This window comes from Roseiflexus castenholzii DSM 13941, from assembly GCF_000017805.1.
Taxonomy (GTDB): Bacteria; Chloroflexota; Chloroflexia; order Chloroflexales; family Roseiflexaceae; genus Roseiflexus; species Roseiflexus castenholzii.
Genome location: NC_009767.1, coordinates 5,293,684 through 5,307,015 on the forward strand (window position 1 = coordinate 5,293,684; position 13,332 = coordinate 5,307,015).

General features: G+C 60.3%; 13 protein-coding genes. 5 read left to right on the forward strand and 8 right to left on the reverse strand.

The genetic code is table 11. The features are described 5' to 3' along the window. Positions 1–43 precede the first annotated feature (43 nt). From RCAS_RS21175 to RCAS_RS21195, 5 genes are all read left to right on the forward strand, one after another. Positions 44–688 carry a hypothetical protein gene (locus tag RCAS_RS21175; RefSeq protein ID WP_012122534.1) on the forward strand — a complete coding sequence of 215 codons (645 nt, stop codon included), beginning with the start codon at positions 44–46 and terminating at the stop codon, positions 686–688. A gap of 61 nt (positions 689–749) precedes the next feature. Continuing rightward, positions 750–1,604 carry an alpha/beta fold hydrolase gene (locus RCAS_RS21180; protein ID WP_012122535.1) on the forward strand — a complete coding sequence of 285 codons (855 nt, stop codon included), beginning with the start codon at positions 750–752 and terminating at the stop codon, positions 1,602–1,604. Between the two features lie 162 nt (positions 1,605–1,766). Next, complete coding sequence (locus RCAS_RS21185; protein WP_012122536.1) at positions 1,767–1,994, forward strand: FmdB family zinc ribbon protein; 228 nt, start codon at positions 1,767–1,769, stop codon at positions 1,992–1,994. Positions 1,995–2,013: 19 nt separating this feature from the next. Then, positions 2,014–3,009, forward strand: coding sequence for a sugar phosphate nucleotidyltransferase (locus RCAS_RS21190; RefSeq protein WP_012122537.1), 996 nt, complete (start codon positions 2,014–2,016; stop codon positions 3,007–3,009). Positions 3,010–3,028: 19 nt separating this feature from the next. Beyond that, entirely contained in the window at positions 3,029–4,162 is a 1,134-nt protein-coding gene (locus RCAS_RS21195) for a P-loop NTPase family protein (protein WP_012122538.1), read from the forward strand. Here RCAS_RS21195 and RCAS_RS21200 read toward each other — a convergent pair. From RCAS_RS21200 to RCAS_RS21235, 8 genes are all read right to left on the reverse strand, one after another. Continuing rightward, entirely contained in the window at positions 4,107–5,195 is a 1,089-nt protein-coding gene (locus tag RCAS_RS21200; protein WP_012122539.1) for an ATP-binding protein, read from the reverse strand. The genes RCAS_RS21195 and RCAS_RS21200 overlap by 56 nt on opposite strands. 8 nt (positions 5,196–5,203) lie before the next feature. Continuing rightward, positions 5,204–5,470 (reverse strand): DUF503 domain-containing protein, encoded by a 267-nt coding sequence (locus RCAS_RS21205; protein WP_232280089.1) that lies wholly within the window; start codon positions 5,468–5,470, stop codon positions 5,204–5,206. Positions 5,471–5,506: 36 nt separating this feature from the next. Further along, positions 5,507–6,208, reverse strand: a complete 702-nt coding sequence (locus tag RCAS_RS21210) for an LON peptidase substrate-binding domain-containing protein (RefSeq protein WP_012122541.1) — start codon at positions 6,206–6,208, stop codon at positions 5,507–5,509. Positions 6,209–6,211: 3 nt separating this feature from the next. Beyond that, the gene (gene argJ / locus RCAS_RS21215; RefSeq protein WP_012122542.1) at positions 6,212–7,405 is read right to left on the reverse strand and encodes a bifunctional ornithine acetyltransferase/N-acetylglutamate synthase; all 1,194 of its coding nucleotides are present in this window, start codon (positions 7,403–7,405) and stop codon (positions 6,212–6,214) included. Between the two features lie 6 nt (positions 7,406–7,411). Beyond that, positions 7,412–8,602: a class I SAM-dependent rRNA methyltransferase gene (locus tag RCAS_RS21220; protein ID WP_012122543.1), complete on the reverse strand. Its 1,191-nt coding sequence runs from the start codon at positions 8,600–8,602 to the stop codon at positions 7,412–7,414. 145 nt (positions 8,603–8,747) lie between these two features. Then, a complete protein-coding gene (locus RCAS_RS21225) occupies positions 8,748–9,431 on the reverse strand; it encodes a D-lyxose/D-mannose family sugar isomerase (protein ID WP_012122544.1) in 684 nt (227 codons plus the stop codon). 1 nt (position 9,432) lies between these two features. Next, the gene (locus RCAS_RS21230; protein WP_012122545.1) at positions 9,433–10,194 is read right to left on the reverse strand and encodes a formylglycine-generating enzyme family protein; all 762 of its coding nucleotides are present in this window, start codon (positions 10,192–10,194) and stop codon (positions 9,433–9,435) included. A 24-nt stretch (positions 10,195–10,218) separates the two neighbouring features. Further along, positions 10,219–13,287: an AAA family ATPase gene (locus RCAS_RS21235; RefSeq protein WP_012122546.1), complete on the reverse strand. Its 3,069-nt coding sequence runs from the start codon at positions 13,285–13,287 to the stop codon at positions 10,219–10,221. Between the last annotated feature and the right edge of the window lie 45 nt (positions 13,288–13,332).

Below are 13,332 nucleotides of genomic sequence, written 5' to 3' on the forward strand. Positions count from 1 at the left end.
TACTCGTATAATGAACAGCAGGAGTGAATAGGGGGTATGCACTATGTCGGTTCTCTTTGTGGCGCTTGGAATCATGGTGCTGGCACTGCTTGCGCTGCTGCTCTGGTTTGTGCCGCATCTCCTCCATCAGCAATCGGCGCGGGTCGCCAATGAGACCGCTCAACTGCGTGAAATGCTGCTCGACCTGCTCAACGAACAGGAAGCCGTTGCTATGCGTCAGGCACAACTCGGCGCATCGCTCTCGACGCTCCAAGGGCGGCTCGAAGCGCTGGCGCAGAATGGGAGCGTTTCCCGAACTTCACCCGATCTGGTATCCACAATCGACCAACTAGAAGAGCGTCTGAGCGACCTTCAGCGCCAGATCCAATCCTGGCTCGACGGGCGACAGCACGGCTTGCAGGCGCGTGATCGTCAGGACAACGAGGCCTGGGCAAATCTGATGGGGTTGCTGGCAGCGATCCAGGATCGCCTGGGGGCGCTGTCGCGCGACCGCGCCAACGCTATGGCAGCCTTGCAAGCCAGTCAGTTGCTCGACGATCTCGAGCGAGAGATGCAACATTTGCGCGCCATTTCGGAAGATATTGCCACGCTTCAGAACCGATTGCGTCGGTCGTTGAGCGAGCGCGAACAGCACTTGACCCTGGCGCGTACCCGCTTGACCGATACCATCACCATGCGTGGCGCATAATTCCAGATATCAGGACTAGATTCCTGATGATCAACCGTTGAGAAGATGGTACGATAGACCTATGAGCATGATTGTCATCGACAACCAGACGGTGCATTACGAAGTGTTTGGGCGCGGACGTCCCGTCCTCTTTCTGCACGGCTGGATGGGGAGCTGGCGCTACTGGTATCCGACGATTGAACAGGTCGAAAAGCAATACCGCGCGTATTCGTTCGATTTTTGGGGGTTTGGCGAGTCGCGCCGCAAAAGCACGACGGAGAGCATTGGCAATTATAGTCGTCAGGTCATCCGCTTTCTCGATGCATTGGGAATCGATAAAGTCATGCTGGTTGGGCATTCGATGGGCGGCATGGTGGCGCTCAAAACAGCGCTCGATGCTCCCACGCGCATTGCCAAAGTTGTGACGGTAGGAGCGCCAATCGTCGGCGACTCGCTCTCATGGTTTCTCAAGTTGATGTATTACCGACCCATTGCCAATACATTTGCAAACGCACCCTGGCTGCGCCGTTTCCTCTTCCGCCATTTCCTGGGGGAAACGAGCGATCCGGCGGTTCAAGAAATCCTGGACGATAGCCTGAAATCGTCCGCCGTTACGCTTCAGCGCTCCATCGCTTCGATGCTGCACACCGATCTGCGCCCAGAGATTGGGCGGTTGGCGGTTCCGGCATTGATCGTCCACGGCGGACGCGATGAGATCGTCAATCCCAATCAGGCGGATCTGTTCCATCATGTGCCGCCGGCGCAAGTCGTGGTGATGCCGAAGAGTCGTCACTTCCCATTTCTTGACGAGCCGGATCAGTTCAATACGTTGCTTTTGGGTTTCCTGGGGCATGATTCCTCTTCTTCCTTTCGCTCTTCCTTTCGGCAGCCCGTGATAAACGCATCATTCCCCGCGCACAAGCCTGCCATCGATTGATTGCGCTCCCCGCACAAAAGACTGCCGATAGCATGTTCGGTGTTGAGCGCGATCAGCGGAACGACACCGGGGACCGCCCCTCCCTGACATTCCCTCTCGCCGTGGTTCTCCATTCGTGCTATAATCGACAGGCATGGTTTCCGCTCGAACGCAACAGGTCCTATGCCGCTTTACGAGTATCAGTGCAGTGACTGCGCGCGCGAGTTCGATGCGCTCCGCCCCATCCATCGCGCCGACGAGATTATCGACTGCCCGGCATGCGGCAGCCGTCGGGTGCAGCGCAAGATCTCCATCATTGCGCTCAAGATCGACGCTGCATCGCCTCGTTCAGGCGGTGCGTGTTGCGGCGGAAGTTGCGGCTGCGCCTCGCGCAGCGATACAACTGATTGAAAAGCGCCAGAGGATATCTATGAAAGTCATTATCCCTACTGCCGGGCTTGGGACGCGCCTGCGCCCACATACGTACAGTAAACCCAAGCCGCTGGTGTCGGTTGCCGGAAAGCCGGTCCTCGGTCATATTCTCGATACGCTGACCCGATTTCCAATCGACGAGATGATCTTCATCACCGGCTATCTGGGCAATCAAATTGCCGATTATGTCACATCAAATTATAAAATCCCGGCGCGCTTCATCGAACAAACGGAACTGAAAGGTCAGGCGCATGCCGTCTATCTGGCGCGTGAAGTTGTCGATGGTCCCACGCTCATCCTGTTCGTGGATACGATTTTCGAGGCAGACCTGAGTTGTCTGACCGAACAGGATATCGATGGCGCCATTTTCTGCAAGGAGGTGGACGATCCGCGGCGGTTCGGCGTGGCGTTTACCAAAGATGGATTCATCACCCGGCTCGTGGAAAAACCGGTGACCGATGAGTCGAAACTGGCGATGATCGGGCTGTATTACATCCGCGACATTCAGTGGTTGATGCGCGCAATCGAAGTGCTCATGCTGCGCAATATTCAAACGAAAGGCGAGTACTTCCTGACTGATGCCCTGCAATTGATGGTCGAGAATGGCGCCCGTTTCACTGCGCCGACGGTCGATGTCTGGGAAGACTGCGGGAAACCAGAGACGGTATTGCAAACGAATCGGTATCTGCTCGATCACGGTCGGGATCATGTCGATGCTTCTCGATTGGATGGTTCGATCATTATTCCGCCTGTCTATATCGACGATACGGCGCGCGTGATCAACTCGATCATCGGTCCGTATGTGTCGATAGCGGCGGGGGCGATTGTCAAAGACTCGATCATTCGCGATTCGATCATCAATCGCGATGCGCAGATCGTCTCCGCTACACTGCAATCGAGTCTGATTGGTGATCACGCAGTGGTTCTGGGCGATTTTCGCGAGCTCAATGTGGGAGATTCTTCCGAAATCCGGTATGGACGCCCTGCACATTGAAGAGAATTGAAGGTGCTGTATGCTGCACTTCCCGAGTCCCGTCGGCGATGGCGCCGTGGGCATGGCCGGTGAGGGCCAGCGGAAGGCATTCCAGTATGGTCTGCGACCGCCGTTGCTGCGCCTGAGCAACCGCGACAACTGGGACGCCTCATGGGGTGAGCAGGAGTTGATCCAGCGCATGGCAGCGCTGGCGCACACTGCCGGGTTGCCGTTTTCTCGCACCCTGATTGTCGCCTACTATGTGTCGCTGAAAACCAATCCGTTTGTTGTGCTGACCGGCATTGAGGGCGCCGGTAAGACCGAGTTGGCGACGTTGTTCGCCGAGACGCTCCTTGGTCACGGAAGTCCGCAGTATGCGTTGATCAACGGTGATTCGTCCTGGCTCGGAGCAACGGGTGATCAGCGTTCGTTTCGTTCCCTGTTCGATCATTTCACCTCACTCCGCTTCCTCGAACTGTTGCAGGAAGCCGCCGATCCGGGCAGCGCCGGCAAAGTGTTCGTGGTATGCTTCGATGGCATGCATCCGGCAGAGGTGAATTACTATTTTACGACACTGCTGAGCGTTGATGAAGAAGGTCGCACACGCCTGCGTCTCCCCGGCGTTTCTGAGGATGAGCGCCCGATTGTACCGGCAAACGTCTCGATTACGGCGACCGTCAATACTGCCGAAGGCGTTGGAGTGCTGAGCGCCGACGTGCTGCGGCGCGCTGGGGTCATTGCCTTCCGCGCCAGGAGGTCCACCCAGGTATTCTGGCATCCGCCGACGCCGGCGCCGGTTGGCTTGCAACGTTTGTGGTTGCGCGCCGGTCGGCGTGATGCTGCCGCAGCCCGTGAGCATCTGTTCCAGATCATTGGTTCCACGCAGTGGAATCGGATGGGATGCTCTGAGCCACTGGCTGTGGCGCTCAGGCGCGCAGGCATGGCGCTCACGCCGCGCTTGCGCCAGGACGTGATGCTCTACGTCGCCAACAGTTTCGACGCCGAAGGGCGCGGGCTGTTCGACCCGGACGATGTGCTACGAAATACGCAGATCGCCTTCGATCATCAGGTCGCGCAGCGCTTGATCTGGCGTCTCCACGATGTTCCCGACCCCATGCTCACGTATCTGATGAGCGATCCTGACCGGCTGCCTCCGCTGGCATGGGCAGGGTAACGCCCCCTTCGTGAGCGGACGAGGTTTTTTTGCGTGAGCGCCGCCGCGACGGTGCAGCGCCATCACGGGCGATCACGCGTTCGATGGCGGCATCTTCGAGCGCAAGGGCAGCGGCATATTCATCGATCTGCACGCTGCGTCGTTGCCGAAGCGCAAGGATGGCCACGTGCCGAATATCGTCGATTGTGGCCGTCAGGCGAAAATCAGCAGCAGCGCGCGCCCGCGCCGCTTCGAACAACGCAATCTCTGCGCGATGCGAAGGAATGGCAAGCCGCTGGATGCAGTCGATGGCAAACCGCTCGGCGGCCGGGTCGATCGTCACCTGGGGCAGGATCTCGCGCGCCGCCGCGATTTCCTGTTTCAGTTTGCCGGTTTCATCGGCATACTCGGCGCGAAATGCTTCCGGATGTTCGCGGAAGCGACGTGCGCGCCGGTAAATCTCCAGTCGCTGATTGCGATCCATTAATGGCGCCACCCATACCCGCAACCCGAACCGATCAAGAATCTGCGGGCGGAGCGCCCCCTCTTGTGGATTCATCGAACCGATCAGCACGAATTGCGATGGATAGAGCCGCGTCATCGGTCCACGCCGCACAAAGGTGCGCCCCTGCGCCGCCGCGTCGAGAATAGCATCGACGACCCGCGCATCGAGCAGATTGACCTCATCGATGTACAGCACGTTGCGATGCGCGCGCGCCAGGACGCCTTCTTCCAACATGACCCGCTGCTGTTCGAGCGCCACGCGCTCATTAATGCCGCCCACCACATCTTCCATGCGCGCGTTGAGCGGCAGTTCGATGATGCGCATAGGGCGACGGCGTTTGACCGGGGCGCCCGCTTCGTCGGTTTCTTCGATATCGACCAGCGGCATCACATCGAGCAGCCCGCGCACCGCAGTCGTTTTGCCAACGCCGTAAGGACCGATCAGCAGCACACCTCCCACCTGCGGATTGATCAACGCCAGCACAAGCGCCGTTTTCAACTCCGCCTGACCGACAATCGCCAGGAATGGGTAGGGCAGCACGTCGTCCATACCGGCACTCACAAGAGTTCAATGTCGGCAGCAAGAATTTCGAGGTCGGGGCGTTCTTCTTCGATCCAGCGCAACACCGCCTGGATCTGCCCTTCGACATAATCGCCCGATCCCGACACGCAGGCGATGCCGATGACGGCGCGCCCATGATTGTCGTGCGCATCGACCTCGGTGACCGACACATTAAAGCGGTTGCGCATTCTGCCCAGCAACGATTTCACAATGCTTCGCTTCTCCTTCAACGAGCGAATGCCGGGCAGACGCAGGGTGACCATGCAGGCTGCAACAATCATTGCTCGAATGCGATCGGGTTAGTTCCACGACCAGGGCCATGCATCGCCAGCGCGTCGGCGAGCAGTGCGCGGGAGCAGAGCGATCTCCACATTAAGCATCCCGGTCACTTCACGCAGGCGCGTGGCGACATCGCTCTCCAGCCAGCGCTGTTTCCGCTGATTGTCCACACGGAAGCGATGCGCCAGCCAGTAGGAGAGTTCAACGGCATCGACCGGCAACTCCTCATAATCGTACTCTCTTCCGGTGACACGCGTCATGGTCTGCCAGTACTGTTCATAGGTCTGGCGCAGTCTGGTGATTTCTGCGCCCGAAAGGGTTGACGTGTCTTCTGCCAGTTGCGACACCGAGGCGACGAGATACGGTTGGTGCTGAATGATGTATTGCACACGGAAGCGACGTTGCCCCTGGGCAATCAGCAGGTAACGCCCATCATCGAACTGCTGGCTTTCGGTGATGCGCGCAATCGTGCCGATCTCAAAGGGAACGACCGCCTCACGCACGATGTCGTCCTCCTCCACATTCAACTGACGACGCAGACTACGAATGAAGGGGTCGTCGGGGCTGACCTCGCTGCCAGAGCGGAGCAGCACGACCCCGAACGGTTGCTGCTGCGCCAGGCACTGGCCAATCATCAGGCGGTACCGTTCCTCAAAGATATGGAGCGAAATCGGTGCGCCGGGAAACAGCACCGTATGTAAGGGGAACAGCGGCAATTTCATAGGTTATGGCTCCATACCGGTCGTACACGTCCATACGGTTGCCGTACCGGCGCCGGTATGCAGGTCGATCGCCAACTCGACTTCCGGACCGGATAGCGCCTGCACCAGCGCCGTCGGATCGAAACGCACCGGCGCTCCATCATCCATCACCGTGACGGCGCCGATGCGCAGTTCAAGCATATCGGGGCGCAGGTCCACGCCGCTTGCGCCGACGGCGACGAGCATCCCGCCCCAATCGGGTAGATTGCGCGCGCACATATGGCGCACGGCTGTCGACCGAGCAACCGCGCGCGCCACCTGCGAGGCGGCGGCATCGTTGGATGCGCCACGCACCGTAATGAGGATATGCTTCCCACCCGACGCTGCATCACGCAACACCTGCTGCGCCAGATCGTGGCACAGCGCATCGAGCGCCTGTTGCCAGACGCCGAGTTCGCGCGATCCATCAATAATCGGCGGGCCTCCAGCCGCGCCGTTTGCCAGCACCAGCACCGCATCGTTTGGGCTCATATCGCCGTCGATGTGCAACCTTCCGAACGAACGATTGACACTCTGGTCGAGCGCACGCATCAACAAGCGCGACTCAATCGGCGCGTCGGTGGTGATCACGCAGAGCAGCGTGGCAAGGTGCGGGCTGACCATGCGCGTTCCTTTCGCCATACCGGCCAACGTGACCGTTCGCCCTTCGCGCAGCGACACGCGGAAGGCGCGTTCTTTTGGGCGCGTATCGCTCGTCAGGATCGCAAGCGCTGCGCGGCGCCCGCCATTACTGTCCAGTTCAGACGCTGCACGCCGGATTCCTTCTCGCATACGGTCGAGCGGCGGTGCAACGCCGATCTGCCCGGTTGAAAGCATCAACACGCTATCGCGCGGTATTTCGAGTTCATCGGCTGCAATCTTGGCGCACTCCACGACGGTCGCAAGTCCCGGTTGACCGGTACCGGCGTTGGCATGCCCGGCATTGATGACGACAGCGCGGATGGCATCGCGGTTCCGCGCCAGGATCGCCTGATTGAAGAAAATCGGCGCAGCCACGATCAGGTTCGTCGTAAAGAGCGCCCCGACACGGCAGGGCAATTGTGAGTAGACGATTGCCAGATCGCGTGCGCGAATCTCCTTCAATCCGCAGGAAACGCCGGTGGCACGAAATCCTGCCGGACTCGAAATATGACCATCTTCGATAATATTGTAACTCATGGCGATCTACCAGACACGACAGATCAGACCTTTCAGATATGCTCCTTCGGGAAATGTCAGCAACACCGGATGATCGGGGCTTTGCGTTAACCGCTCGATGATCTGCGCTTCACGGCGCGCATCGAGCGCAGCACCAAAGACAATCTTCTGAAACAGATCGCTCGACACCAGACCGGAGCAGGAGAACGTCGCCAGAATCCCGCAGGGGCGCAGCAACTGCATTGCCAGCACATTGATGTCCTTATACCCACGGGTTGCCCGTTCGACCTGCGCCTGCGTATGGGCAAATTTGGGCGGGTCGAGCACAACGACGTCAAAGCGGCGTTGTTCATCGCGGTAACGCCGTAACATCTGAAACACATCCGCCGCAACCGTTTCGACCGGGGTAGCAATGGCGTTGAGGGCAAGCCCAGCGCGGAGCATCTCAAGCGCGGACTCGCTGGTATCGAGAGCAATTGCGTGACGAGCGCCAGCACGCGCTGCCGCAATGGTAAAGCCGCCAGCGTAGCAGAAGCAGTCCAGCATCTCTGCGCCGGTGCAATGCATGGCGACCCGCCACCGATTGAACGCTTGGTCGAGGTAAGCGCCGGTTTTTTGACCGGTGCGGAGATCGACCGCGTGCCAGAGATCGCCGGGCAACCGCACATGCACACAATCGGGCGGCGTTTCGCCCCACAGTACGCCCGACGCTGGCGGCAACCCTTCCTTCTCACGAACGTCAGATTCGCTCCGCTCGTAGATGCCGCGCGGCACAAGCGTCTCCGCCAGCACGCGCGTGATCGCCGCACGGCGCAGCGCCATCGCCTGAGTCAGCAGTTGCACCACCAAAAACCCGGCGTAGTAATCGACGATCAGGCCGGGAATACCGTCGGATTCGGCATAGACCAGGCGACACGCCCCATCGTCGGTGAGCATGCCCAGTCTGCGACGACCGTCAATGGCGCGCTCGATACGGCGCCGGATCAGTGCGTCATCAATCGGCTCATCCGGATTCCACGTGAACAGGCGAACGCGGATCTGCGATCCGTCACTCCAGCAACCGCGCGCCAGCCACTCGCCGCTGGCCGCCTGCACATCGACCACCTCGCCGCGATCGGGGAACCGACCCTGAATGCGCGCAATCGCTCCAGAAAACACCCATGGGTGCCGTTGAACCACAGGTCGTTCTTTACCGGGATGCAATATGACGATTGCCATCGTGTATGACGCACTGTCACAGGTATCGTTCTACTGTAACACGCTTATGAGGGATGGTCAAGGTTTCCCCGACCGCGTTATCTCGCACCACACTGCGTGCCGCACCACGCTTATGAGGGATGGTCGAAGTTCCCCTGCACCCACCTCAAGACACCACATAGAAGCGCTCATAATCGGTGCAGAGCAGATAGAGTGGCGGCTCGTCCTCATCGATGTGCGGAAACCGTCCGATCGGTTGCAGAAAGCGATTATCGGCAGCATCGTCGTTGAGCGACGACACCTCGCCAACCAGCACGCGCCCTCCTTCGCCCCAGAAGGCGTGGTATAGTCGTGGCGGGAGCGTGATACTCTCACCGGGTCGAAGCCGCACAACACTGCCCGCAGCGACGGTGCGACGAACGCCATCGAGGGAAATGTCGATAGACTGCGATGCATCGATCTGTTCATCGGGGGTGGAAGCGTAAAGTTGAACAACGAGCGTAGCGCCACTACGATTGATGATGTCTTCGGTTTTGCGCCAGTGGAAATGGAGCGGGGTCACCTGTCCATCTTCGACGATCAGAATCTTTTCGGCATACGGTTTCTTCGCAGGATCGCGGGGGTTGCCATTGCGGAGGGTAAACAGGGTCAGTCCCGTGCGCACAAAGTCGCCGGTTCCAAAATCGGTGACATCCCAACCGAGACGGTTATCGACGATCTCGGCACATTCGGGTCCGCGCGCACGCCACTCGTCCGGCGTCCAATACGCAAATGGCGGCAGACAGAACCCGCGTTCGCGGATGAACGTATCGGCGGCGCGCAGAATGGCGTTGATGGTCGAGCGTTTCATATCACATCACACTAAATGCCAGTCGGAAACCAAGAAACTCGTTACAAACGGTTGGATCGAGGCGAAGGCGACAGGCACAGCGGGCAAAACTGCGCGGGTTGGCAAACGAACCGCCGCGCAGGATACGCCTGCCAGGGGCGTCGAGATCTTCGCGCCCATCGTCGGGTCGATAGGGATACGCCGCATCGAGCGATACCGTCCATTCCCAGATATTGCCTGCCATATCGAGACAACCGAACGGGCTTGCGCCGGAGGGCTTCATCCCAACCGGCATTATGCCGCTGTTTCCGCCATCGCGCGTATTGGCGCGCGCCGGGTCCCAGCCATCGCCCCAGGGAAAACGCCGTCCGTCGCTGCCACGGGCGGCATACTCCCATTCAGCCTCCGTCGGCAACCGATATGGCGTCGCAGTCGTTTCGCTCAGCCAGCGACAAAACTGCTGCGCTTCCTTCCAACTCACATCGACCACCGGGTAATCGCGCAGGTTGTCGGGAGGCGCTGCGCCACGCCAGACGAGCGGTGGACGGGCTTCGGCGTCGGCGACATACGCAGCGTACAGCGCATTGGTCACCGGTACGCGCGCGATGGCGAACGGCTTCAGGGTCAGCGTATGCTGTGGCGCCTCTTCGCGGTACGATTCACGTGTGCCGCCAAAGACTTTCGCCAGCGCGCCAAGTTCGTGTTCTGGCGTCCCCATAATGAATGGTTGTGACGGCACAAAGACGAAATCCGGCAAAAGGTCGGAAACGTCGGCGGGATTCATCGACCTCCTCCTGAACGGTGACGGTCACGCGAGACTCCAGACGCTGCCGTGCGGCGTTTTGACAATTTCGATCTGCACAGGAAACATATCCTTCAATTCCTGAATGTGCGTGATCACCAGCACACGGCGAAAGTCGTGCTGAACCGAGATGATCGCCTCAACCAGGCGTTCGCGTCCGCGCGCGTCCTGCGAGCCGAACCCTTCATCGATGATCAGGGTCTCGAGGCGCGCGCCAGCGCGGCGCGCCAGCAGTTTCGAGAGCGCGATCCGGATGGCGAAGTCGAGACGGAACGCTTCACCACCGCTATAGGCGTCGTAGACGCGCGTACCGAGCGCATCAGCGATTTTGATCTCCAGCGTTTCGACGACATCGCCCTTCTTCGTATCGCGCTGCGTCTCGAACGTCAGATGCAACTGATTATCGGTCATCCGGTCGAGGAGGCGATTGGCTTCACGCTCCAGTTCGGGAAGAGCGGTTTCAATCAGCATCGCCTGAACGCCCTTTTTGCCAAACGCCAGGGTCAATTCATCGAACAGACTTTTCCGTTCGAGAAGCGCCAGGCGGAGCGCTTCGGCATCAGCGAGGCCGCGCGCAGCTTCCTCAGCGCGGCGCAGGTTCGCCTCGTGTTCGCCAAGGTCCTTCTGGAACGCCAGCAATTCGCGGTGGAGGTCGTCGAGCCTGGCTCTGGCGGCGTCGCGCGCGCGCGCGGCGGGCGCCAGGTCGCGCAGGCGTTCATCGAGGCGTTGCACCTCGGCTTCGTCGGAGGCGATCTGCGCGTCAAGTTGCCGGAGGCGCTCCGCCGCGCGCGCGATGTCATCGTCGTTCTCGGCAATCCACTCTTCAGCGTGTTGCAGGCGCGTCAGGTCTTCCTCCCAACGAGTCAACGCCTGTGCCTCAGCCTTCGCCTGATCATACCGTTCGCGGCTATACCCCAACGCCGCAATCTGCTCGTCGAGCGTGGCAAGCGCTGCGCGCTCGTCGTGCGCAAAATCGTTCTGCGCCAGGCGTCTGCTCAATTCCGCGACAATCTGCTCCTGTTCGTGCAACGCCGGGTCGTCGTCGTCGATCTGCCGGATTTCACGGTGCAGCGCATCGACCTGCGCCTGAAGCGTCGCCTGTTCGCGGCTGCGATTCTCGAGGGCGGCAACCTGGCGATCAAGCGCGCCGATTTCACGTTCGAGCGTCTCGATGGCGCCAAGCGCCGTCATCTCGGCATCGATGCGCTTCAACTCTTCGCGCGCCGCCAACTCATAATCGTTCTTCATCAGGCGCATCGCCACATCATCATGCAGGCGCTGCGCCTCGATCTGTTGCTGGCGAAGTGTGTCGCATCTGGCAAGGTCGCTTTCCAGACGCGCAATGCGCCCCTGAAGATCGGGAAGCGCAGCAATACGGTTCTCGGCAGCACGAATGTCGTTGCGCAGGCGTTTGAGCTGCGCTTCGAGCTGATCGGCATCGCGTTTGGCAGCGGCATACCACTGGCGCAGCGCCTGACGCTCACGCTCGTATTCCGCCTGGATGTGGACAATGCCGTCGTGACCGAGTTCGCTCTTGCAGAGCGGGCACACCGTCACATCAGGACCAAGCAAGCGTAGTTTTTCGTTGATCTGCTCACCCTGTCGTCGAACCGTCTCGCATTCAGCGCGGATGCCGCCAACCTGCTCGGCAAGGACGCGCTCATCGTTGCGGAGTATTTCAAGGCAGTCTTTTTCTTCGTTGATCCGGGTGCGTTCCGCGAGCGCTTCGGCAAGTTCGGCGCGCCAGCGCGTTTCGTGTTTCAGTTGATCTGCCAGCGTGCGCAGAATTCGCTTCTGCTCCTCGCGCGTGGCGACCAGCGAGTCGTGTTTCAGTTTGATATCCCCTTCCAGCTCCGTGCGGCGGCGCAGCAGCTCATTGACGCGACGGAGGCGGTCGGTCAGGTCAGTACGGCGGGTGCGCGCAGCCGACAACGCCTCTATCATCGGCGTCTGATCCGTCAACTGTGCCGCCAGGCGCTCCCGTTCCGCCACCAGTTTCGGGCGGCGAGCAGCACGTTCGCGCATCGTCTGCACCTGCGTCTCAGCAACGCGCAGATCGGCACGGAGAGCGTGTTCGGCTTCGGCAAGCGCCTGCACGAGGGTCGCGCGACGCTGCTGAAGCCGATCATACTCATCGCGCAGCGCGGCGAGGCGATCACGCTCTGCTTCGGCAGCGCGCAGCGCGCGAATGCCTTCCTCAATCTCGGCACGGCGCGCAATCCAGCCCTCAGCGCGTTCCCGGATGTCCATCTGCCGATCCAGCCACTGCTTCTGCGCATCCCTTTCGGCGCGGCGCTGATGAATCTGCTCCTGACGGTTATCGCGGATAGTGCGCACTGTTTCGAGTTCCTGCACTTTGGCAACCGCCGCTTGGAACGCCTGTTCCGCTTCTGTGATGCGCTGCCGCGCATCTGCGACACGCTGTTCAGCGTCGCGCACGAACCCCACGAGCACGTCGCGTCGTTCCGCCTGGCGGCGCAATTCGCCGATCTGACCTTCGAGACCGCGGATCTGCCCTTCGATGGCGCGCGCGCGCTCCTTCGCCCGACTTTCCAGGTCCTCATACACGCTCAAACCAAGAATATCCGCCAGCACCTGCTTCCGTTTCGCCGGTTCTTTGCGGGTGAACTCATCGGCGTGTCCCTGGCGGAGATACGCCGAATTGGCGAAGACCTCATAATCCATGCGCAGCGTGCGGATGATCAACTGCTGCGTTTCACGAATGCCACCTGGGGTCAGCGAGCGCCAGCCGTTCTCATCGCGCACCTGGAAGTCGAGCTGGCTCTGACCGCCGCGCTTGCCGCGGATACGGCGGCGGATCACCCGATAATCCTGCCCATCGAGGGTGAACTCCAGGTCCACCATCATCTCGGTGGCGCCAAGCGCTACCAGATCATCGTCGCTCTTCAGACGCGCTTCACCCCATAATGCCCAGGTGATCGCATCGAGCAGCGCCGATTTGCCGGCGCCATTGTCACCCGCCAGACACGCAATCGAGATGCCGTCGAGCACCAGCGGCGGCAACCCTTCGCGGTAGCACATGAAGTTCTGGAGTGTCAGCGTTCGAGGGATCATAGCCTGCACCCTGCAATCGAACAGATGCGCGCAGTAGTGTAGCCG

Bases quoted from the DNA above. Each gene is read 5' to 3' on its own strand.
- argJ (WP_012122542.1), bottom strand. From the start codon at position 7,405: ATGAGTTACAATATTATCGAAGATGGTCATATTTCGAGTCCGGCAGGA.
- RCAS_RS21200 (WP_012122539.1), bottom strand. From the start codon at position 5,195: ATGGACGACGTGCTGCCCTACCCATTCCTGGCGATTGTCGGTCAGGCG.
- RCAS_RS21220 (WP_012122543.1), bottom strand. From the start codon at position 8,602: ATGGCAATCGTCATATTGCATCCCGGTAAAGAACGACCTGTGGTTCAA.
- RCAS_RS21205 (WP_232280089.1), bottom strand. From the start codon at position 5,470: ATGGTCACCCTGCGTCTGCCCGGCATTCGCTCGTTGAAGGAGAAGCGA.
- RCAS_RS21190 (WP_012122537.1), top strand. From the start codon at position 2,014: ATGAAAGTCATTATCCCTACTGCCGGGCTTGGGACGCGCCTGCGCCCA.
- RCAS_RS21235 (WP_012122546.1), bottom strand. From the start codon at position 13,287: ATGATCCCTCGAACGCTGACACTCCAGAACTTCATGTGCTACCGCGAA.
- RCAS_RS21210 (WP_012122541.1), bottom strand. From the start codon at position 6,208: ATGAAATTGCCGCTGTTCCCCTTACATACGGTGCTGTTTCCCGGCGCA.
- RCAS_RS21230 (WP_012122545.1), bottom strand. From the start codon at position 10,194: ATGAATCCCGCCGACGTTTCCGACCTTTTGCCGGATTTCGTCTTTGTG.
- RCAS_RS21225 (WP_012122544.1), bottom strand. From the start codon at position 9,431: ATGAAACGCTCGACCATCAACGCCATTCTGCGCGCCGCCGATACGTTC.
- RCAS_RS21175 (WP_012122534.1), top strand. From the start codon at position 44: ATGTCGGTTCTCTTTGTGGCGCTTGGAATCATGGTGCTGGCACTGCTT.
- RCAS_RS21195 (WP_012122538.1), top strand. From the start codon at position 3,029: ATGCTGCACTTCCCGAGTCCCGTCGGCGATGGCGCCGTGGGCATGGCC.
- RCAS_RS21185 (WP_012122536.1), top strand. From the start codon at position 1,767: ATGCCGCTTTACGAGTATCAGTGCAGTGACTGCGCGCGCGAGTTCGAT.
- RCAS_RS21180 (WP_012122535.1), top strand. From the start codon at position 750: ATGAGCATGATTGTCATCGACAACCAGACGGTGCATTACGAAGTGTTT.